Genomic DNA, 21,106 nt, shown 5'->3' on the forward strand with positions numbered 1-21,106 from the left:
AAGGGATGATTGAAGCTGACCGCCTGGTCTCTGCAGGCAGTATCACGCCGGAAGATGTTGTTGACCGTGCGATTCGCCCAAAATTGCTGGAAGAGTATATCGGCCAGCCACAGGTGCGCTCGCAAATGGAAATCTTTATTCAGGCGGCGAAACTGCGCGGTGAAGCGCTCGATCATCTGTTAATTTTTGGGCCGCCGGGGCTGGGGAAAACCACCCTTGCCAACATTGTTGCCAACGAAATGGGCGTGAATCTGCGAACCACTTCTGGCCCGGTGCTTGAAAAAGCCGGTGACCTGGCGGCCATGCTCACCAACCTTGAGCCGCACGATGTGCTGTTCATCGATGAAATTCACCGCCTCTCACCGGTGGTGGAAGAAGTGCTGTATCCGGCGATGGAAGATTATCAGCTCGATATCATGATCGGCGAAGGGCCGGCGGCACGTTCAATCAAAATCGATTTACCGCCGTTTACGCTGATTGGCGCAACCACGAGAGCGGGCTCCCTGACGTCGCCGCTTCGTGACCGCTTCGGTATTGTGCAGCGTCTGGAGTTCTATCAGGTGCCCGATTTACAACACATCGTAGGCCGTAGCGCGAACTTCATGGGCATCGAGATGAGTGATGAGGGCGCGCTTGAAATAGCCCGTCGTGCGCGTGGTACACCGCGTATCGCCAACCGTCTGCTTCGTCGTGTGCGTGATTTCACCGAGGTTCGTCACGATGGAACGGTGTCGGCGGACATTGCCGCGCAGGCACTGGATATGCTGAATGTCGATGCGGAAGGGTTCGATTACATGGACCGCAAATTGCTGCTGGCGGTAATCGACAAATTCTTCGGTGGCCCGGTCGGGTTAGACAACCTGGCGGCAGCCATCGGTGAAGAGCGAGAAACCATCGAAGACGTGCTGGAACCGTATCTTATCCAGCAAGGGTTCCTGCAACGCACGCCTCGTGGCCGCATGGCGACAGTCCGCGCGTGGAATCACTTCGGCATCACGCCGCCTGAAATGCCTTAATGCTTGTCATCATATTGCCGGATGGCGCTGGCGCTTATCCGGCCTACAAAGAACATCTCGTTTGTAGGCCTGCGCAAGCGAAGCGCCGCCAGGCCTTTTAATTACTGCGCGGTCTTTTTCATCATGCTGAAAATAAACAACAGCGCGGCGCAGAGCACCACGGAAGGGCCCGCTGGCGTATCGTAAAAGGCGGAAAAGGTCAACCCACCTGTCACGGCTACCATGCCAACGCCGACGGCAATAGCGGCCATTTGTTCCGGTGTTTTAGCGAAGCGGCGAGCTGTAGCCGCCGGGATAATCAGCAGTGAAGTGATAATCAGCGCCCCGACAAACTTCATCGCCACACCAATCGTCAATGCGGTGACCAGCATCAGCAACAGTTTCACCCGCTGTAACTTCACGCCGTCCACAAATGCCAGATCCGGACTGATGGTCATCGATAGCAGGTTGCGCCATTGCCACAGTAAAATGCCCACAACCACAATCACGCCAAGCGCTATCGAAATCAGGTCTTCCGGCGTCACGGCCAGTAAGTCGCCAAACAGATAAGCCATCAGATCAACGCGAACATTCGACATCAGGCTGACCACCACCAGGCCCAAAGACAATGCGCTGTGTGCCATGATGCCGAGCAGGGTGTCTACGGCGAGGTGAGGGCGGCGCTCAAGCCACACCAGCCCGGCTGCGAGCATCAATGTCACGGCGATGACGGCATAGAAAGGATTGACGTTCAGCAACAAGCCAAATGCCACGCCCAATAATGATGCGTGAGCCAGCGTGTCACCGAAATAGGACATTCTGCGCCAGACAACAAAAGAGCCCAGAGGACCTGCTGCGCAGGCCAGCATTACACCGGCTAACCAGCCGGGAAACAGTAATTCAATCATGGGCGATCATTTCCCCGACGCAGCACAATGCGGCCTTGCAAATCATGGCGATGGTTGTGTTGATGACGATAAATACCCAGCTGTTGCGCGCCGCGTGGGCCGAACATTGAAATAAATTCCGGATGCATCGACACCACTTCCGGCGTGCCGGAGCAGCAAATATGGTGATTAAGGCACAGCACTTCGTCGGTTTTCGCCATCACTAAGTGAAGGTCATGAGAAACCATCAACACCGCGCAGTCGAGCTCAGTGCGGAGCTGGTCAATCAGGTCATATAACGCGACCTGTCCGTTGACGTCCACGCCCTGAGTCGGCTCATCAAGCACCAGCAACTGCGGGCGGTTTAACAGCGCCCGGGCTAATAGCACGCGCTGGGTTTCGCCGCCAGACAGCTTCTGCATCGGCGCTTCCATTAAATGGCCCGCCTGCACGCGTTTGAGCGCAGGAAGGATATCTTCTTTGCTCGTGCCAGGGCGTAAGCGCAGGAAGCGATTTACGGTTAACGGCATTGTGGCGTCGAGATGTAATTTCTGCGGGACATAGCCAATGCGCAGTTTCCCTTCTCGCTTGATAGTGCCAGTATCCGGTGCTACCAGCCCCAGTACCACGCGGACAAGGGTCGACTTTCCTGCGCCATTTGGCCCAAGAAGCGTCAAAATTTTACCTGGCTTCAAAGCCAGCGAGATATCAGACAGCACACGGCGCTGGCCGAAGGTGACCGAGACATTTTCGAGCGTTACGAGATTCGTCATCACAATTTGAGGGTTGCACAAGTTAGTGAATGTTATAATATCACACTTCTTTTCACTATTTCGATGAGTCGACGCATTATGTTACATAAAAAGACGCTTCTTTTCGCAGCATTATCCACCGCGCTTTGGGGCGCAGCCGCTATACAAGCCAACGCAGCGGTGGTTGCGTCGCTGAAACCGCTGGGCTTTATCGCATCCGCTATTGCTGATGGCGTGACGGAAACCCAGGTTTTGCTCCCTGACGGTGCCTCTGAGCATGACTACTCTTTGCGTCCGAGCGATGCAAAACGCTTACAAAACGCCGACTTAGTGGTGTGGATTGGTCCAGAAATGGAAGCATTTATGGACAAGACAGCCACCGCCTTCCCTGAAACAAAAAAGGTCACCATTTCAACGCTGCCTGGCGTGAAACCGTTACTCATGAAAGGGGCCGATGACGACGACCACGACCATGACCATGACCACGATGAGGGCGAAAAAGGTGATGCAGATCACCATCATGGTGACTACAACATGCACCTGTGGCTCTCGCCTGAGATAGCGCGCCTGTCGGCGGTTGCAATCCACGATAAATTAGTGGAACTTATGCCGCAAAGTCGAGCCAAACTAGACGCCAACCTGAAGAATTTCGAGGCACAATTAGCCGCGACCGATAAGCAGGTGGGTAACGAGCTGGCACCGTTGAAAGGGAAAGGGTATTTCGTTTTTCATGACGCCTACGGCTATTACGAAAAACACTACGGATTGACCTCTCTGGGGCATTTTACCGTCAACCCTGAAATCCAGCCCGGTGCGCAGCGTTTACATGACATAAGAACACAGTTGGTTGAGCAGAAAGCAACATGCGTTTTTGCTGAGCCACAATTCAGGCCAGCCGTGGTAGAAGCGGTTTCTCGCGGAACGTCCGTTCGTATGGGAACGTTAGATCCGCTGGGAACTAACATCCCGTTGGGAAAATCCAGCTATACGGATTTTCTGACCCAACTGGCGAACCAGTATTCGAGCTGCCTGAAAGGAGATTAACGAGGAAGTGAATACGTGCAACAGGTAGCCCGCTCTGTCGCCCTGGCATTTAACAATTTGCCGCGACCCCACCGCGTTATGCTCGGGTCGCTTACCGTTCTCACCCTTGCGGTCGCCGTCTGGCGACCGTACGTGTACCATCCCGAATCAGCCCCCATCGTACGAACCATCGAGCTTGAGAAGAGCGAAATTCGTTCTCTGCTGCCGGAAGCCAGTGAGCCTATTGACCAAGCTGCGCAGGAAGATGAAGCCATTCCTCAGGATGAGCTGGATGATAAAACCGACGGTGAGGCTGGCGTACACGAATATGTGGTGTCAACCGGCGATACCCTGAGTAGCGTTTTGAACCAGTACGGCATCGATATGAGTGATATCAGCCAACTGGCCTCGGCAGATAAAGATCTGCGTAACCTGAAAATTGGTCAACAGCTTTCCTGGACCCTGAACGCCGACGGCGATTTACAGCGCATGACGTGGGAGATGTCCCGCCGTGAAACGCGTACCTACGATCGCGCTGCAAACGGTTTCAAAATGAGTGCTGAAACCCAGCAGGGCGATTGGGTCAACAATGTTCTGAAAGGCACTGTGGGCGCGAGCTTTGTGAGCAGCGCGCGTGATGCAGGGTTAACCAGCGCCGAAGTCAGTGCAGTGATTAAAGCGATGCAGTGGCAGATGGACTTCCGCAAACTGAAAAAGGGTGATGAGTTCTCGGTGCTGATGTCCCGTGAAATGCTGGACGGCAAACGCGAACAAAGCCAACTTCTGGGCGTGCGCTTGCGCTCTTCCGGCAAAGATTACTATGCCATCCGCGCCGAGGACGGCAAGTTCTACGACAAAAACGGGACGGGTCTGGCGAAAGGCTTCTTGCGTTTCCCTACCGCTCGTCAGTTCCGCGTCTCGTCGAACTTTAATCCGCGTCGTCTGAACCCGGTAACGGGTCGCGTTGCACCGCATAAAGGTGTTGATTTTGCGATGCCGCAGGGCACACCGGTTCTGGCTGTTGGTGATGGTGAAGTGGTCGTGGCGAAACGCAGTGGCGCGGCAGGCTATTATGTTGCTGTTCGTCATGGTCGCACTTACACCACTCGCTATATGCACTTGCGTAAGCTGTTGGTGAAACCGGGTCAAAAAGTGAAACGCGGCGACCGTATTGCGCTCTCGGGCAACACTGGCCGTTCTACTGGACCACACTTGCATTATGAAGTGTGGATCAACCAGCAGGCAGTAAACCCGCTGACCGCGAAGTTACCGCGTACCGAAGGGCTGACCGGTTCCGATCGTCGTGATTACCTGGCGCAGGTCAAAGAGGTTGTACCTCAACTGCAAATTGACTAAACCCTGACCTTTCAAAGCCGATGCCCTTGCTGGCATCGGCTTTTTCTTTTGTGCGAAGTCTGGCACGTCGCTAAACTATCAGCATCTTTCTCTTTTTCCGGCACGACTCTGGAACAGGCATGGAAACGAAAAAAAATAACATTGAGTTTATTCCTCAGTTCGAAAAGTCCTTTTTACTTCCGCGCTACTGGGGATCCTGGCTCGGCGTATTTGCCTTTGCGGGGATAGCCCTGACACCGCCGTCATTCCGCGACCCCATTCTCGGCAAACTTGGCCGTATGGTGGGGAGACTGGCGAAAAGTTCTCGCCGTCGTGCGCAAATCAATCTGCTGTATTGCTTCCCTGAGAAAAGCGAAGCTGAGCGTGAAGCCATCATCGATGAGATGTACGCCACAGCGCCCCAGGCAATGGTGATGATGGCGGAGCTGGGGTTGCGTGACCCCGGGAAAGTCCTCTCACGCGTTGACTGGAAAGGCATCGAGATCATCGAAGAGATGCATCGCAACGACGAGAAGGTGATCTTCCTCGTGCCACACGGCTGGGGCGTGGATATCCCGGCGATGCTGATGGCTTCAAAAGGCCAGAAGATGGCGGCGATGTTCCACAACCAGGGAAACCAGGTTTTCGATTACGTATGGAATACCGTGCGCCGCCGTTTTGGTGGCCGTATGCACGCGCGCAATGACGGCATTAAGCCGTTTATTAAATCCGTGCGTGAAGGCTACTGGGGTTATTATCTGCCCGACCAGGATCATGGTGAAGAACATAGCGAGTTCGTCGATTTCTTCGCCACCTACAAGGCGACCCTGCCTGCCATTGGCCGTTTGATGAAAGTCTGCCGCGCTCGTGTTGTCCCGCTTTTCCCGGTATATGACGGCAAAACGCATCGTCTGACGGTTGAAATTCGCCCGCCAATGGATGATCTGCTGGAAGCTGATGACAACACCATTGCTCGCCGAATGAATGAAGAAGTCGAAATTTTCGTCACGCCACATACCGAACAGTACACCTGGATCCTGAAGCTGCTGAAAACCCGAAAGCCGGGTGAAACCGAGCCTTACAAGCGAAAAGAACTGTTCCCGAAGAAATAAAAAAAGCGCCGTTAAGGCGCTTTTTTATTGCTGCCGGGTGGCGCTTACGTTCACCCGGCCTACAGTAGGCCCGGCAATCGAAGAGCCGCCGGGCAGTACCCTTACTCGACAGTCAGAATACGTGTGGTGTTGGTGGTGCCAACAGTACTCATCACGTCGCCCTGAGTCACGATAACCAGGTCACCGGACACCAGATAGCCTTTATCGCGCAGCAGGTTAACTGCATCGCTGGCTGCGGCCACACCGTCGGTTGCACTGTCGAAGTGAACTGGCGTCACGCCGCGGTACAGCGAGGTCAGGTTCAGCGTGCGTTCATGGCGAGACATGGCGAAAATTGGCAGACCAGAACTGATACGAGAAGTCATCAGCGCAGTACGGCCGGATTCGGTCATGGAGATAATCGCGGAAACCCCTTTCAGGTGGTTTGCGGCATACATCGCAGACATCGCAATGGCTTCTTCCACGTTGTCGAACTGCACGTCCAGACGGTGCTTGGAGACGTTAATGCTTGGGATTTTTTCGGCACCCAGGCAAACACGCGCCATGGCGGCAACGGTTTCAGATGGGTACTGGCCTGCTGCGGTTTCCGCAGAAAGCATCACGGCATCGGTACCATCCAGCACGGCGTTAGCCACGTCCATGACTTCTGCACGGGTTGGCATTGGGTTGGTGATCATCGATTCCATCATCTGAGTGGCGGTGATCACCGCGCGGTTCAGTTGACGAGCGCGACGAATCAGCGCTTTCTGAATGCCGACCAGTTCCGGATCGCCAATTTCAACGCCCAGGTCGCCACGCGCAACCATCACCACGTCGGAGGCGAGGATGATATCGTCCATGGCGTCCTGGCTGCAGACAGCCTCGGCACGTTCCACTTTCGCGACGATTTTGGCATCACAACCTGCATCGCGGGCCAGGCGGCGCGCGTAGTTAAGGTCTTCACCGCAGCGCGGGAAGGAAACGGCCAGATAATCGACGCCAATCAGGGCGGCAGTCTGGATATCGGCTTTGTCTTTTTCGGTCAGGGCTTCTGCGGACAGGCCGCCACCCAGTTTGTTGATGCCTTTATTGTTGGACAGCGGGCCACCTACGGTGACTTCGGTGAACACTTTCATGCCCTGAACTTCGAGCACTTTAAGCTGCACACGCCCATCATCTAACAGCAGGATATCGCCAGGCACCACGTCAGCAGGCAGGCCTTTGTAGTCGATACCGACTTTGTCTTTGTCGCCTTCGCCTTTACCCAGGTTGGCATCAAGCAGGAATTTGTCGCCAATGTTCAGGAACACTTTCCCTTCTTTGAAGGTAGACACACGGATTTTTGGTCCCTGCAGATCGCCAAGAATGGCGACGTGACGACCCAGTTTGGCGGCGATTTCACGGACTTTATCGGCACGAAGTTTGTGATCTTCGGCGGTGCCGTGAGAGAAGTTCATGCGGACAACGTTCGCACCAGCAGCAATAACCTTCTCCAGGTTATTATCGCGGTCGGTCGCCGGGCCTAACGTGGTCACGATTTTGGTTCTGCGAAGCCTTCTGGACATGTAATACTCCGTTGCTGAAACAATTTTGGTGTTGCGTGAACAGGAATCGGGGGTCCGCCTGTGCATAGTCTACTGCTGGAACTTACCCGAATGTACAAATAGGTTACAAGCTTGTTATAAAATTTTAGTGGTTTTCACTGCCAACCCGCAGTTCCTTATCAAACCGCGATTCTTTTAATGCTTCCTTGACCCGCTTCAAGTTATCCCGGAATTTTGCGCCACGTCGCAAAGTAAAGCCCGTAGCCAGCACATCAATCACGGTGAGCTGGGCAAGGCGAGAAACCATTGGCATATAAATGTCGGTATCTTCCGGAACGTCCAGCGTAATGGCCAGAGAGGCTTCACGCGCAAGCGGCGTGCCGGCGGAGGTGATCGCGATAACCATGGCATCGTTTTCCCTTGCGAGCTGCGCAAGTTCGACCAGGTTCTTGGTCCGCCCGGTGTGGGAGATTAGCACCACCACGTCGCCATCGCTGCAATTCATACAGCTCATTCTTTGCAAAACAATGTCATCGGAATAGATAACGGGCACGTTAAAGCGGAAAAACTTGTTCATTGCATCGTGCGCGACAGCGGCGGAAGAACCGAGTCCGAAGAAGGCAATCTTCTTGGCCTGAGTCAGTAAATCTACCGCGCGGTTGACGGCGGCCATATCCAGCGACTGGCGCACATGGTCGAGGCTTGCCATGGCCGATTCGAAGATTTTCCCCGTATAGGCTTCAACGCTGTCATCTTCATCGACGTTACGGTTTACGTAAGGCGTGCCGTTCGCAAGACTTTGTGCCAGATGCAGCTTAAAATCAGGGAAACCTCGGGTGTCCATGCTACGGCAGAAACGGTTGACGGTGGGCTCGCTAACGGCAGCCTGAAGCGCCAGCGTGGCAATGCTGGAGTGGATGGCCTGACTCGGGGAGGCGAGGATCACTTCCGCCACTTTCCGCTCGGATTTGCTAAGGTTTTCCAGGTGAGACTGGATTTTTTCCAGCATGTTCATGGTTAACAAACGCTCATCGGTGAAAGCGATTCCATTAATGGATGAAATCGGCATGCATTTTAGTGAGAATATACCCCTGTGCCCGCGTCAATGCTGAGGAAAGAGGACCATTTACGTTGTTTTTTTTCATTACATGATCAGAGTCGCCTTTTGCCCAATGTGAACTGGCGAAATGACGAACAAAATGAAGCGATTGACCCGGAAATGAGGCCCTTTTTTTCCCGGAAATGCCTTTATATGGCGTCGACGGGCGGTTCAGGGTTTCGACATTCACGTAAACACAGTACAGTGCAGCGTAAGAAAATTACAAATAGCGCCTGGCAGAAGCACCAGGCAATCCAACTGAGGAGAATGACATGGCGGTAACGCAAACGGCCCAGGCATGCGATCTGGTCATTTTCGGCGCGAAAGGCGATCTGGCGCGTCGTAAATTGCTGCCTTCCCTGTATCAACTGGAAAAAGCGGGCCAGATCCATCCGGACACCCGTATCCTTGGGGTAGGGCGTGCCGATTGGGACAAAGATGCATACACCAAAGTGGTGCGCGAGGCGCTGGAAACCTTCATGAAGGAGAAGATTGACGAGAGTCTGTGGGACACCCTTAGCGGTCGCCTGGACTTCTGCAATCTGGATGTCAACGACACCAAAGCCTTCACCCGTTTGGGCAAAATGCTCGATCAGAAAGAGCGCGTGACCATCAACTATTTCGCGATGCCGCCAAGCACCTTCGGCGCCATCTGCAAAGGGTTGGGCGAAGCGAAACTTAATGCCAAACCGGCACGCGTCGTGATGGAGAAGCCACTGGGTACGTCCCTGGCAACCTCCCGCGAAATCAACGACCAGGTAGGCGAGTACTTCGAAGAGTGCCAGGTTTATCGCATCGACCACTATCTCGGTAAAGAGACGGTACTGAACCTGCTGGCGCTGCGCTTTGCCAACTCCCTGTTCGTCAACAACTGGGATTCCCGCACTATTGATCACGTGGAAATCACCGTGGCGGAAGAAGTGGGCATCGAAGGGCGTTGGGGGTATTTCGATCAGGCCGGACAGATGCGCGACATGATCCAGAACCACCTGCTGCAAATTCTCTGCATGATTGCGATGTCACCGCCGTCTGACCTGAGCGCCGACAGCATCCGTGATGCGAAAGTGAAAGTGTTGAAATCTCTGCGTCGTATCGACCGCTCAAATGTGCGTGATAAAACCGTACGCGGCCAGTACACCGCCGGATTCGCCCAGGGCAAAAAAGTGCCGGGCTATCTGGAAGAAGAGGGCGCAAACAAGAGCAGCAACACCGAAACCTTCGTGGCTATCCGTGTGGATATCGACGACTGGCGCTGGGCTGGCGTGCCATTCTACCTGCGTACCGGTAAACGTCTGCCGACCAAATGTTCAGAAGTTGTGGTTTACTTCAAAACCCCGGAACTCAATCTGTTTAAAGAGTCCTGGCAGGAACTGCCGCAGAACAAACTGACCATTCGTTTGCAGCCGGACGAAGGCGTGGATATTCAGATCCTCAACAAAGTGCCGGGCCTGGATCACAAACATAACCTGCAGACCACCAAGCTGGATCTGAGCTACTCCGAAACCTTCAACGAAACGCATCTGGCCGATGCTTACGAGCGTCTGCTGCTGGAAACCATGCGCGGTATTCAGGCGCTGTTCGTGCGTCGTGATGAAGTCGAAGAGGCGTGGAAATGGGTCGACTCCATCACCGAAGCGTGGGCCGCCGATCAGGATGCACCAAAACCGTATCAGGCAGGCACATGGGGACCGGTTGCTTCTGTGGCGATGATCACCCGCGATGGCCGCTCGTGGAACGAGTTTGAGTAAAGTCTGACGCTACTCCGATCAGGGTATTTTACCGGTAACATGATCTGACACAGCATCTCGTGCGATATTTACGCATTTAAGCCTCGGGTGGTTCACCACCGGGGCTTTTTTTATTACACTGACGGGAGATGAATTTGCCCCTGAGCTACAGCACACGCGCGTTTCAGCATTGTTAATCACTCCTGAATTTCGTGTTAATGCCTAAGCCCAGACACTCAGAATTTGAGGAGCTTTTATGAATCCTGTATTGTTACGCGTAACACAACGTATTGTTGAACGCTCACAAAAGACCCGCAGTGCCTACCTCGCCAGGATTAAACAGGCCAAATCCGATACCGTCCAACGCTCAAGCCTGGCTTGCGGGAATCTGGCCCATGGTTTTGCTGCCTGCCAGCCCGATGACAAAGCGTCGCTGAAAAGCATGCTGCGTAACAATATCGCGATCATTACCTCCTACAACGACATGCTGTCGGCACATCAGCCCTACGAACACTATCCGGATGTGATCCGCAAAGCGCTGCACAGCGTCAACGCGGTCGGTCAGGTCGCTGGCGGGGTTCCCGCCATGTGTGATGGCGTGACCCAGGGTCAGGACGGCATGGAGCTTTCTTTGCTGAGCCGCGAAGTGATTGCCATGTCCGCGGCAGTGGGGCTGTCTCACAATATGTTTGATGGGGCGCTGTACCTGGGCGTGTGCGATAAAATTGTCCCGGGGCTGGCAATGGCGGCGCTCTCCTTCGGTCACCTGCCTTCCATCTTCATTCCGTCTGGCCCAATGGCGAGCGGTCTGCCAAACAAAGAAAAAGTGCGTATTCGTCAGCTGTATGCTGAAGGTAAAGTGGATCGCATGGCGCTGCTGGAGTCGGAAGCGGCTTCTTATCACGCGCCTGGCACCTGTACTTTCTACGGCACAGCCAACACTAACCAGATGGTTATTGAGTTTATGGGTATGCAGTTACCGGGTTCATCGTTCGTGCATCCGGATGCGCCAATGCGTGAGCTGCTGACTGCGGCGGCTGCACGCCAGGTCACGCGTATGACCGGTAACGGCAACGAATGGATGCCGCTGGGTAAAATTTTCGATGAGAAAGTGGTGGTAAACGGTATTGTCGCGCTGCTGGCGACAGGCGGCTCCACCAACCACACCATGCATCTGGTGGCGATGGCTCGTGCGGCTGGCATCATCATTAACTGGGATGATTTCTCTGATCTGTCCGATGTGGTTCCTCTGATGGCACGCCTGTACCCGAACGGTCCTGCGGATATCAACCACTTCCAGGCAGCAGGCGGCGTGCCGGTGCTGATTCGCGAACTGCTGAAAGGCGGGTTGCTGCATGAAGATGTGGACACCGTAGCGGGCCACGGCCTCCATCGTTACACCATGGAGCCATGGCTGAACAACGGCGAACTGGACTGGCGTGAAGGCGCGCAGGCATCTCTGGATGAAGCCGTTATCGCCAGCTTCGATAAACCGTTCTCTCATCACGGCGGCACCAAAGTGCTAAGCGGTAACCTCGGGCGCGCGGTGATGAAAACGTCTGCCGTGCCGGTTGAGAATCAGGTTATTGAAGCGCCAGCGGTGGTCTTTGAAAGCCAGCATGACGTATTGCCAGCCTTCGAAGCAGGGCTGCTGGACAAAGATTGCGTGGTGGTCGTGCGCCTTCAGGGGCCAAAAGCCAACGGCATGCCAGAATTACATAAACTTATGCCGCCATTAGGTGTATTATTGGACCGCCGTTTCAAAATTGCGTTAGTCACCGATGGACGCCTTTCCGGTGCATCCGGTAAAGTACCTTCAGCCATTCATGTCACCCCGGAAGCTTACGACGGTGGCCTGCTGGCGAAAGTCCACGATGGCGACATGATTCGTGTTAATGGCCAGACAGGCGAATTGACCCTGCTGGTGGACGAAGCGGAACTGGCGGCACGCAAGCCACATATTCCTGATTTGAGCGCACAACGAGTGGGCACCGGGCGCGAGCTGTTTGGCGCGCTGCGTGAAAACCTCTCAGGTGCGGAGCAGGGCGCAACCTGCATCACTTTTTAATACGACAAGTTTACTCATTCTGGCGAGAGAACAACTCTGATGAAAAACTGGAAAACAACAGCAGAAGCAATCCTGACCAACGGCCCGGTTGTCCCGGTTATCGTGGTTAATAAACTGGAACATGCGGTGCCAATGGCGAAAGCGCTGGTTGCCGGTGGCGTGCGCGTACTGGAAGTGACGCTGCGTACTGCATGCGCGATGGACGCTATTCGCGCCATTGCCAAAGAAGTGCCGAACGCTATCGTCGGTGCGGGTACCGTGACTAACGTTCAGCAGCTGAAAGAAGTGACCGAAGCCGGTGCGCAGTTTGCTATCAGCCCTGGCCTGACTGAGCCACTGCTGAAAGCCGCAACCGAAGGCACTATTCCGCTGATCCCGGGCATCAGCACTGTGTCTGAACTGATGCTGGGCATGGATTACGGCCTGAAAGAGTTTAAATTCTTCCCGGCGGAAGCTAACGGCGGCACTAAAGCGCTGCAGGCGATTGCGGGTCCGTTCGCCCATATCCGTTTCTGCCCAACGGGCGGTATCTCTCCTGCGAACTACCGTGATTACCTGGCGCTGAAAAGCGTACTGTGTATCGGTGGTTCCTGGCTGGTGCCAGCCGACGCGCTGGAATCTGGCGATTACGACCGCATCACCAAAATTGCTCGCGAAGCGGTTGAAGGCGCTAAATAAGTGACGTTAGGGCGGGTGGCGCTACGCTTACCCGCCCTAAAAGACCTGACTGTAGGCCGGGCAAACCACGTGCCGCCCGGCATGTTTTATCCGTGAATACTCACTGTCGCTGCCGCCACTTTCGCCCGTTCAACCGCCGTTTCCACATCCTCTGCCACGGCTAACGCCACGCCTAAACGACGGGTTCCGTCGATCTCCGGCTTGCCAAACAGGCGCAACTGCACACCCGCTCCAACAGCGGCTTCAAGATTGCCGAAGCTGACATTGTGGCTGCTCAGTTCAGGCAGGATCACCGCTGAAGCTGACGGGCCATACTGACGAATCGCGCCAATCGGTAAACCAAGGAACGCGCGAACGTGCAGCGCAAACTCAGACAGATCCTGTGAAATCAGCGTCACCATACCTGTGTCATGCGGGCGGGGAGAGACTTCGCTGAAGATAACCTCGTCGCCGCAAACGAACAGCTCGACGCCGAATAAGCCGTAACCGCCTAACGCCAGCACCACTTCGCGGGCGATAGCCTCCGCGCGCTCCAGGGCCAGCGCGCTCATTTGCTGCGGCTGCCAGGATTCGCGGTAATCGCCATCTTCCTGACGATGGCCGACAGGGGCACAGAAATGCACACCGTCTGCGGCACTGACGGTCAGCAGGGTGATTTCGAAATCAAACTTCACCACGCCTTCCACAATCACCCGACCGGCACCGGCACGCCCACCAAGCTGTGCATATTGCCAGGCGGCGCTAAGACTCTCTTCCGTACGGATAAAGCTTTGACCCTTACCCGATGAGCTCATCACTGGTTTGATGATGCAAGGCAGACCAATTTCTGCCACGGCATCACGGAATGACGCTTCGCTGTCGGCAAAACGGTAGCTGGACGTAGGCAGCTTCAGCTCTTCTGCCGCGAGGCGGCGAATACCTTCGCGGTTCATGGTGAGCTTCGTCGCACGGGCGCAGGGAACAACGTGCTGCCCGGCTTGTTCCAGTTCAATCAGCATATTGGTGGCGATAGCTTCTATTTCCGGCACGATGAAGTCGGGTTTTTCCTGCTCAACCAGTGCCTTAAGTGCCTGCCCGTCGAGCATATTAATGACGTGGCTGCGGTGCGCGACGTGCATTGCCGGCGCATCGGCGTAACGGTCAACGGCAATCACTTCAATCCCCAGACGCTGGCACTCAATGGCCACTTCTTTTCCCAGCTCGCCAGAGCCTAATAACATCACGCGGGTTGCCGCCGGACGCAGCGCTGTGCCTAGTACAGTCATAACGAAATTCCACAGTAAAAAAGTGGCCGCCAGTATATACGAAAACGTTTGCGTCTGTCTCGGGCTGCGCCACTTGCCCTTCGCAGTAATTTTCGCATCTTTAGCTCAGCCAGACGTATCCTTACACCTTCTCGCTTACGCTTGAGAAATTCGTCGCAGCGTAATGAGGGAAACATGGCTAACTGGCTCAATCAACTCCAGTCTTTACTCGGTCAATCTTCTTCTGCTCAGCCTTCCGGCGAGCAGGGGCTTAGCAAACTGCTGGTGCCAGGCGCACTCGGTGGTCTCGCCGGCTTGCTGGTCTCCAGCAAATCCTCCCGCAAACTGTTAGCCAAATACGGCACGGGCGCGTTATTGGTTGGCGGCGGCGCGGTGGCTGGCACTGTGCTGTGGAATAAATACAAAGACAAAGTGAGAACGGCGCATCAGGGTGAACCGCAGTACGGGCAACAAACCAGCCCTGTGGATGTGCGAACGGAGCGTCTGATTTACGCCCTGGTGTTTGCAGCAAAGAGTGATGGGCACATTGACGACAAAGAACGTGCCGCCATTGAGCAACAGTTACAGGAGGCAGGTGTTGAAGCTCAGGGGCGTCAGCTGGTCGAGAAAGCCATTGCTCAGCCGTTAGATCCACACCTACTTGCCCGTGATGTTCGCAATGAAGAGGAAGCACTGGAGCTTTATTTCCTCAGCTGTGCTGCCATCGATATCGATCACTTTATGGAGCGCAGCTATCTCAACGCGCTGGGCGATGCACTGAACATCCCCCAGGACGTCCGTGACGGCATCGAAGCTGACCTGAAGGCACAAAAACAGGCCGTTTAACGCCACATTGGCAGGTTTCGCTTGCATCGTTCTGCACATTTGCCACCCTTAGGGTAAATGTATTATGCAGAAGAACAACGACATGCCACCAAAAGCAAAACGCATTCCCCACGTCATGACCTTGCATGGCGACACGCGAACCGACAATTACTACTGGCTGCGCGACGATGACCGTTCGCAGCCAGCGGTACTCGACTATCTGAAGCAGGAAAATGACTACGGGCGTGAAGTGATGGCGTCACAGCGTAGCCTGCAGGATAAGGTGCTGAAAGAGATTGTTGACCGCATTCCTCAACGTGAAGTTTCTGCGCCTTATACGAAGAACGGATATCGCTATCGGCAGATCTACGAGCCGGGCTGCGAGTATGCGCTTTATCAGCGTCAGTCAGTGCAGAAAGAGGAATGGGATGAGTGGGAGCTGTTGCTCGACAGCAATCAGCGCGCGGCGCACAGTGAGTTTTACACCCTCGGGGGCTTAGGTATTTCGCCAGACAACACCCTGATGGCATTAACGGAAGACTATCTTTCACGCCGCCAGTACGGCCTGCGCATTCGCAACCTGGAAACCGATAACTGGTACCCGGAAACGCTGGAGAATATCGAGCCCGAATTTGTGTGGGGCAACGATTCACAAACGATTTATTACGTCCGTAAACACCCGACCACGCTGCTGCCGTATCAGGTATGGCGGCATACCGTTGGGATGCCGATCAGCGCAGATGAAAGGGTGTATGAAGAAAAGGACGACATGTTTTACGTCAGCCTGCATAAAACCAGCTCGAAGCACTATGTGATCATTTATCTCTCCAGCGCCACCACCAGTGAAGTGCTGCTGCTGGATGCCGAAATGCCAGATGCCCAGCCGCTCTGTTTCCTGCCTCGTCGCAAAGATCATGAGTACAGCGTCGACCATTTCCAGCACAATTTTTATCTGCGTTCTAACCGCGACGGGAAAAATTTTGGGCTCTATCGCACTTCTGTTCGCGATGAAAACCGCTGGGAAACGCTGATCCCGGCTCGTGATGACGTGATGCTGGAAGGCTTTACGCTGTTTACTGACTGGCTGGTGGTGGAAGAGCGCCAGCGTGGGCTGACCAGCCTGCGGCAAATCAACCGTAAAACCCGCGAAGTCACGGGTATCGCCTTTGACGATCCGGCCTATGTCACCTGGGTAGCCTATAACCCTGAATCAGATACTTCGCGCCTGCGCTACGGTTATTCCTCGATGACCACGCCAGACACGTTATTCGAACTGAACATGGATACCGGCGAGCGTAAAGTCCTCAAGCAACAGGAAGTGAAGGGCTTTGACGCAAGCCTTTATCGTAGCGAGCATTTGTGGATCAAAGCGCGTGATGGCGTCGAGGTGCCTGTGTCGCTGGTCTATCACCGTAAGCATTTCCGCCGGGGCAAAAACCCTATACTGGTGTACGGCTACGGCTCTTATGGTGCCAGCATGGACGCCGATTTCAGCAGCAGTCGTTTAAGCCTGCTCGATCGGGGTTTTGTCTTTGCCATTGCGCATATTCGCGGCGGCGGTGAACTGGGCCAGCAGTGGTACGAAGACGGCAAATTCCTGCTGAAGAAAAACACCTTCAATGATTATCTCGACGTCTGTGATGCGTTGCTGGCGCAAGGTTTTGGCGATCCTGCTTTGTGCTACGGCATGGGAGGAAGCGCCGGGGGGATGCTGATGGGAACCGCGATCAATGAGCGTCCGGAACTGTTCCATGGCGTGATCGCGCAGGTGCCGTTTGTCGATGTGGTGACCACAATGCTCGATGAATCCATTCCTCTGACGACCGGTGAATTTGAAGAGTGGGGCAATCCTCAGGACGAGGAATACTATCGCTACATGAAAGAGTACAGCCCGTACGATAATGTGGCGGTGAAAACTTATCCTCATCTGCTGGTGACCACCGGGCTGCATGATTCGCAGGTTCAGTACTGGGAACCGGCAAAATGGGTGGCGAAGCTGCGTGAGCTGAAGACCGACGATAATTTGCTGTTGCTCTGTACGGAGATGGATTCCGGGCATGGCGGTAAATCAGGGCGCTTTAAAAGCTATGAAGGGGTCGCGATGGAATACACCTTCCTGATTGCGCTGGCCCAGAGGACATTACCGGGCCAGGCACCGCGTTGATTATTCGCCGAGCCAGTGTTTGAGCGTCAATCGCAGCTCGGGGCTCATCGAATTGAGATTGTTGAACAGCCAGCGGAGGTAGCCGGGATCGTTCTCGGCCACTTCTGCGACAGGCTTGCCGCGGTATTTGCCGAAAGTGAAGGTGGTCAGCAACGCCGGGCGACCGGTGATATCGGCCATCTGATCTGGCGTCCACCCTGAGACGTTGATGATATCGATTAGCAACGCTGCGGTGATATAGCAGTCATACAGGGCGCGGTGGTGATGCAGGCCGGGCGGTGTTACAACGTTAAGCTTACGGGACTTATACAGCGCCATGTTGCTGTATTTAATCCCCGGCCACAGACGGCGCGCCAGTTTCATGGTGCAAATCCATTCCCCGTTCATTTCCGGCAGAACGCGGCGGTCGAAGCTGGCATTGTGCGCAACATACCATGTGCTGCCCTGATAGTGCGGCACCACGTCTTCAATCCACGGTTTGTCGGCCACCATCTCTTCGGTGATGCGATGGATAGCCATCGCCTGAGGGCTTATTGGTCTGTCTGGCCGCACCAGATGGCTCATCGGGTTCGTTATCTTGCCGTCAACGATATCCACTGAGGCGATCTCTACCACGCCGCCCTGTAAATCGCAGGTTTCCGTATCGATAACGCGTAACATAATGCTCTCCCGGCAAAAAAGGGAAGGTTATGCGTCGCAGCGGATTTCGTCAATGGCGTAACGGTGTTCGTGCAGTGGAATGATGTCGCCCTCCCAGCCGCTGGAATATTTTCGCCCGGTCAGCAGCAGTTCACCGCTGTCTGCCCGAACGATGAGCTGCCCATTTTCGTCCCACAGCGCGCTGCCGTCAGCGTAATTCGATTTCAGGACCGCAATCGCGTACTTGTGGGCGAGGCGCTGTAGCTGTTGCACGGATTGCTGTTGCTGAAATTCGCGAGTGCAGGTGCCCGCCGCCAGTAAAGCCGCAAACGGGTCAAGCTCATGGCCTTCGGCATCCGGTGGCAGCATGCTGACATGGTTCGCCTGCGGCGTCAGACAGGTGCCTTGTCCCTGGCCTAACATCAGCGGGGAGGACGCATCAGGCAGAAAAATGGCGACGCCTTTGCGGGCTTCTCCATTCATCTCTACGGGCAAGCCTGCAACGATCGTCATGTGATGACGAGCTGCGGCAAAACTCAAGGGTTGCAGCAGTTCTTGATCGGGCGGAGCGGGAAGAGGATGGCGCTTTCCGGGGCCTGTTAAGGAGAGCTCCGGGAAAACAATCAGGTTGCAGGCCAACGTGGCGGCCGCTTCGATAAAACGCAAATGCTGTGCAACGTGTTCCGCAACGCTCCTGTTACGGGTTGGGTACTGCGCTGCAGCAATGGTCCATGCAGGCATAGTGGTTTCCTTACACAATGTCCCTGGTGAATGCTTCAGAATCGTCTCAAGATTGTAGCAGGGGTTATGTAAGGAAGTGTAACAAGTGAAAATTCTTACTTCTGTTTTGGCTCGTAAGGCAGGCGAGAGAGATTCACGGAAGCCAGACGGTGTGCGATCAGACGCTCACGAAACCAGTCGCGAAGGTGGCTGGGCTGTTCGCGTTCAACCACTTCAGCAATGACCGGCATATTGTAGCGCTCTTTAAATGCCACACCCGCAGCCGCCAAATCGACATTGACCTTATCCATCTCGTCTTGCGGAATTTTTGCCAGATTGATTTCCATGATGTGCTCCTTCTTAAACCTGGGCAGAAATTACTAAGAGTGTCTCAGAATAGCAAGCCCGGTGGCGGTGAATCTCGACGCGAACATTATACAGCGTTATTCTTGGCACCAGATACATAACAAAAGGGAATGAAGAGAATGACCCCCATCGCTTCTCGCGCATTGAGCGCGGCGGTTTTCCTGACCTGCCTGTTAACGACTTCCACAGCACTGGCGCATGCCCATCTTAAACATCAATATCCCGCAGCCGATGCTCAGGTCACCGCGGCGCCACAAGCGCTGACCCTGAACTTCTCTGAAGGTGTTGAAGTGAAATTCAGTGGCATCACCTTAACGGGGCCACAGCAGGCGCAAATCCCGGTGGGAACAGCGAAGCTGAACGAAAAAGACAACACGCAGCTGATTGTTCCCGTTGAGCAGGCGCTGAAACCAGGCGATTACACCGTGGACTGGCATGTTGTGTCGGTAGACGGACATAAAACCAAAGGCCAGTATCACTTCAGCGTGAAATAAACGTGCTGGCTTCATTCTATATCGGTCTGCGCTGGGGGCATTTTCTCTGCCTGATGCTGGCGTTTGGCTGCGTCCTGTACTCGGCCTGGTGGGCTGCGCCTCAGGTTCGACGCCTGATAAGCCAGCGTTTTTCGCGGCTGCTTTCCGTTACGCTCTTTCTCAGCGCCAGCAGCGCGACCCTGATGCTGATGTTTCAGGGAGGGCTGATGGGCAATGGCTGGCGCGACGTTGCCCGGCCGGATATCTGGTTGCTGGTGGCTGGCACCCGTTTTGGCAGCATCTGGCTGTGGCAAATCCTGTTAGCGTGGATCACCGTCGCTGTGTGGTGGTTGCGGCCTTCCCGGCTAATGCCGCTGTTGCTTATCCTCTGCGTCGCACAGTTTCTGTTGATGGCCGGTGTCGGCCATGCTGCAATGCGCGAAGGCATGAGCGGCGTGCTACAGCGCACCAATCACGCGATTCATCTGCTTTGCGCTGCCGCATGGTTTGGCGGCCTGTTGCCGTTCGCTTATTGCGTCCATTTAGCACAAGGGCGTTGGCGAGCCAGTGCTATCGCCACGATGATGCGTTTCTCGCGATATGGGCATCTGGCGGTGGCGGGCGTTGTGTTGAGCGGCCTGATTAACACTTTCTTGATCCAGGGAGCGCTGTTCACCGACACGGCGTATGGCACTCTGCTGGTAGTGAAGATGGGGCTGGTGGCACTGATGGTCGCCATCGCGCTCATAAACCGGTATGTTCTGGTCCCGCGAATGGCAGTGGATCGGCGGCATATTGAAAAATTGTTCTTGCGCCTGACGCAGGCTGAAATGGTATTAGGGGCTCTGGTGCTGGCGGCGGTAAGCGTCTTCGCCACCTGGGAACCGTTCTGAAATTATTGGCGAAATCATGAAAAAACTCGTTCTGTCACTCGTGTTACTGGCAACTTCTGGAGCGGTGCTTGCCGCCCCGCAGGTGATCACCGTCAGCCGCTTTGAAGTCGGCAAAGATAAGTGGGCATTTAACCGGGAAGAGGTGATGTTGACCTGTCGTCCGGGCAATGCGCTGTATGCCATCAATCCCAGCACGCTGGTGCAGTACCCGTTAAACCCGGTCGCTGAACAGGAAGTGAAAGAGGGGAAAACGACCGCACAGCCCATTTCGGTGATTCAGATTGACGATCCGGCCCACGCAGGCCAGAAAATGAGCCTTGAACCGTTTATTTCGCGTGCCGAGAAACTCTGCTGAAACGTAGCGCTAAGCATTTGATGCGCAATAAAAAACCGCAAGTTATTCTGACGAATACTTGCGGTTTTTGCGTTTTGTGACGCTTTGCTCACGGTTTTTTTTTGACCACTTTTGTCGCGGACTGGAAAACCTGGCATGGTCATCTATTCTTAAAGGGCAAGGCGACTTTAGCCTGCATTAATGCCAACTTTTAGCGCACGGCTCTCTCCCAAGAGCCATTTCCCTGGA

20 protein-coding genes are annotated in these 21,106 nt (G+C 54.7%); 12 read left to right on the forward strand and 8 right to left on the reverse strand.

The features are described 5' to 3' along the window. Positions 1 to 5 precede the first annotated feature (5 nt). Positions 6 to 1,016 (forward strand): Holliday junction branch migration DNA helicase RuvB, encoded by a 1,011-nt coding sequence (gene ruvB / locus ACRCWW_RS10500; RefSeq protein ID WP_438682369.1) that lies wholly within the window; start codon positions 6 to 8, stop codon positions 1,014 to 1,016. 101 nt (positions 1,017 to 1,117) lie between these two features. On the opposite strand, the gene znuB is transcribed toward ruvB, so the two are convergent. Together znuB and znuC are read right to left on the reverse strand one after the other, a co-directional pair. Then, complete coding sequence (gene znuB, locus ACRCWW_RS10505; protein ID WP_438682370.1) at positions 1,118 to 1,903, reverse strand: zinc ABC transporter permease subunit ZnuB; 786 nt, start codon at positions 1,901 to 1,903, stop codon at positions 1,118 to 1,120. Then, complete coding sequence (gene znuC, locus ACRCWW_RS10510) at positions 1,900 to 2,655, reverse strand: zinc ABC transporter ATP-binding protein ZnuC (RefSeq protein ID WP_438682371.1); 756 nt, start codon at positions 2,653 to 2,655, stop codon at positions 1,900 to 1,902. The genes znuB and znuC overlap by 4 nt, the downstream gene beginning before the upstream one ends. Positions 2,656 to 2,733: 78 nt before the next feature. On the opposite strand from znuC, the gene znuA reads away from it, so the two are divergent. The 3 genes from znuA to lpxM all read left to right on the forward strand — a co-directional run bounded on the left by znuA (position 2,734) and on the right by lpxM (position 6,104). Next, positions 2,734 to 3,678 (forward strand): zinc ABC transporter substrate-binding protein ZnuA, encoded by a 945-nt coding sequence (znuA, locus tag ACRCWW_RS10515; RefSeq protein WP_438682372.1) that lies wholly within the window; start codon positions 2,734 to 2,736, stop codon positions 3,676 to 3,678. Between the two features lie 15 nt (positions 3,679 to 3,693). After that, positions 3,694 to 5,013, forward strand: coding sequence for a murein DD-endopeptidase MepM (gene mepM, locus ACRCWW_RS10520; protein WP_438682373.1), 1,320 nt, complete (start codon positions 3,694 to 3,696; stop codon positions 5,011 to 5,013). A gap of 119 nt (positions 5,014 to 5,132) precedes the next feature. Continuing rightward, positions 5,133 to 6,104 carry a lauroyl-Kdo(2)-lipid IV(A) myristoyltransferase gene (gene lpxM / locus ACRCWW_RS10525; protein WP_438682374.1) on the forward strand — a complete coding sequence of 324 codons (972 nt, stop codon included), beginning with the start codon at positions 5,133 to 5,135 and terminating at the stop codon, positions 6,102 to 6,104. 101 nt (positions 6,105 to 6,205) lie between these two features. On the opposite strand, the gene pyk is transcribed toward lpxM, so the two are convergent. Next, positions 6,206 to 7,648 carry a pyruvate kinase gene (gene pyk, locus ACRCWW_RS10530; RefSeq protein WP_438682375.1) on the reverse strand — a complete coding sequence of 481 codons (1,443 nt, stop codon included), beginning with the start codon at positions 7,646 to 7,648 and terminating at the stop codon, positions 6,206 to 6,208. 124 nt (positions 7,649 to 7,772) lie between these two features. Continuing rightward, positions 7,773 to 8,642, reverse strand: coding sequence for a MurR/RpiR family transcriptional regulator (locus tag ACRCWW_RS10535; protein WP_438682387.1), 870 nt, complete (start codon positions 8,640 to 8,642; stop codon positions 7,773 to 7,775). Positions 8,643 to 8,998: 356 nt separating this feature from the next. Here ACRCWW_RS10535 and zwf point away from each other — a divergent pair, with 356 nt between their 5' ends. From zwf to ACRCWW_RS10550, 3 genes are all read left to right on the forward strand, one after another. Then, positions 8,999 to 10,474, forward strand: coding sequence for a glucose-6-phosphate dehydrogenase (zwf, locus tag ACRCWW_RS10540; protein WP_312625967.1), 1,476 nt, complete (start codon positions 8,999 to 9,001; stop codon positions 10,472 to 10,474). Positions 10,475 to 10,709: 235 nt separating this feature from the next. Beyond that, positions 10,710 to 12,521, forward strand: a complete 1,812-nt coding sequence (gene edd, locus ACRCWW_RS10545) for a phosphogluconate dehydratase (RefSeq protein WP_438682376.1) — start codon at positions 10,710 to 10,712, stop codon at positions 12,519 to 12,521. Positions 12,522 to 12,560: 39 nt separating this feature from the next. Continuing rightward, positions 12,561 to 13,199, forward strand: coding sequence for a bifunctional 4-hydroxy-2-oxoglutarate aldolase/2-dehydro-3-deoxy-phosphogluconate aldolase (locus ACRCWW_RS10550; RefSeq protein ID WP_438682377.1), 639 nt, complete (start codon positions 12,561 to 12,563; stop codon positions 13,197 to 13,199). An 86-nt stretch (positions 13,200 to 13,285) separates the two neighbouring features. On the opposite strand, the gene purT is transcribed toward ACRCWW_RS10550, so the two are convergent. Further along, positions 13,286 to 14,464 (reverse strand): formate-dependent phosphoribosylglycinamide formyltransferase, encoded by a 1,179-nt coding sequence (gene purT / locus ACRCWW_RS10555; RefSeq protein WP_438682378.1) that lies wholly within the window; start codon positions 14,462 to 14,464, stop codon positions 13,286 to 13,288. 174 nt (positions 14,465 to 14,638) lie between these two features. Here purT and ACRCWW_RS10560 point away from each other — a divergent pair, with 174 nt between their 5' ends. Then, the gene (locus ACRCWW_RS10560) at positions 14,639 to 15,289 is read left to right on the forward strand and encodes a tellurite resistance TerB family protein (protein ID WP_438682379.1); all 651 of its coding nucleotides are present in this window, start codon (positions 14,639 to 14,641) and stop codon (positions 15,287 to 15,289) included. Positions 15,290 to 15,371: 82 nt separating this feature from the next. Then, positions 15,372 to 17,432: an oligopeptidase B gene (ptrB, locus tag ACRCWW_RS10565; RefSeq protein ID WP_438682388.1), complete on the forward strand. Its 2,061-nt coding sequence runs from the start codon at positions 15,372 to 15,374 to the stop codon at positions 17,430 to 17,432. Here the strand turns inward: ptrB and exoX are convergent, their stop codons facing one another. The 3 genes from exoX to ACRCWW_RS10580 form a co-directional block, all read right to left on the reverse strand. Further along, positions 17,433 to 18,092, reverse strand: a complete 660-nt coding sequence (exoX, locus tag ACRCWW_RS10570) for an exodeoxyribonuclease X (protein WP_438682380.1) — start codon at positions 18,090 to 18,092, stop codon at positions 17,433 to 17,435. Positions 18,093 to 18,119: 27 nt separating this feature from the next. Further along, entirely contained in the window at positions 18,120 to 18,812 is a 693-nt protein-coding gene (locus ACRCWW_RS10575; RefSeq protein WP_438682381.1) for a nitrilase-related carbon-nitrogen hydrolase, read from the reverse strand. A 95-nt stretch (positions 18,813 to 18,907) separates the two neighbouring features. Then, positions 18,908 to 19,138 carry a DNA polymerase III subunit theta gene (locus ACRCWW_RS10580; protein WP_438682382.1) on the reverse strand — a complete coding sequence of 77 codons (231 nt, stop codon included), beginning with the start codon at positions 19,136 to 19,138 and terminating at the stop codon, positions 18,908 to 18,910. A 138-nt stretch (positions 19,139 to 19,276) separates the two neighbouring features. Here ACRCWW_RS10580 and yobA point away from each other — a divergent pair, with 138 nt between their 5' ends. Genes yobA through ACRCWW_RS10595 form a run of 3 tightly spaced genes read left to right on the forward strand, consistent with a single transcriptional unit; the run spans position 19,277 to position 20,878 of the window. After that, a complete protein-coding gene (yobA, locus tag ACRCWW_RS10585; RefSeq protein ID WP_438682383.1) occupies positions 19,277 to 19,651 on the forward strand; it encodes a CopC domain-containing protein YobA in 375 nt (124 codons plus the stop codon). Positions 19,652 to 19,653: 2 nt separating this feature from the next. After that, the gene (gene copD / locus ACRCWW_RS10590; RefSeq protein ID WP_438682384.1) at positions 19,654 to 20,523 is read left to right on the forward strand and encodes a copper homeostasis membrane protein CopD; all 870 of its coding nucleotides are present in this window, start codon (positions 19,654 to 19,656) and stop codon (positions 20,521 to 20,523) included. Between the two features lie 16 nt (positions 20,524 to 20,539). Next, a complete protein-coding gene (locus ACRCWW_RS10595) occupies positions 20,540 to 20,878 on the forward strand; it encodes a YebY family protein (protein ID WP_438682385.1) in 339 nt (112 codons plus the stop codon). Positions 20,879 to 21,106: the final 228 nt, after the last annotated feature.

Origin of the sequence: Scandinavium sp. (genome assembly GCF_051650185.1) — a bacterium.
Classification (GTDB): Bacteria; Pseudomonadota; Gammaproteobacteria; order Enterobacterales; family Enterobacteriaceae; genus Scandinavium.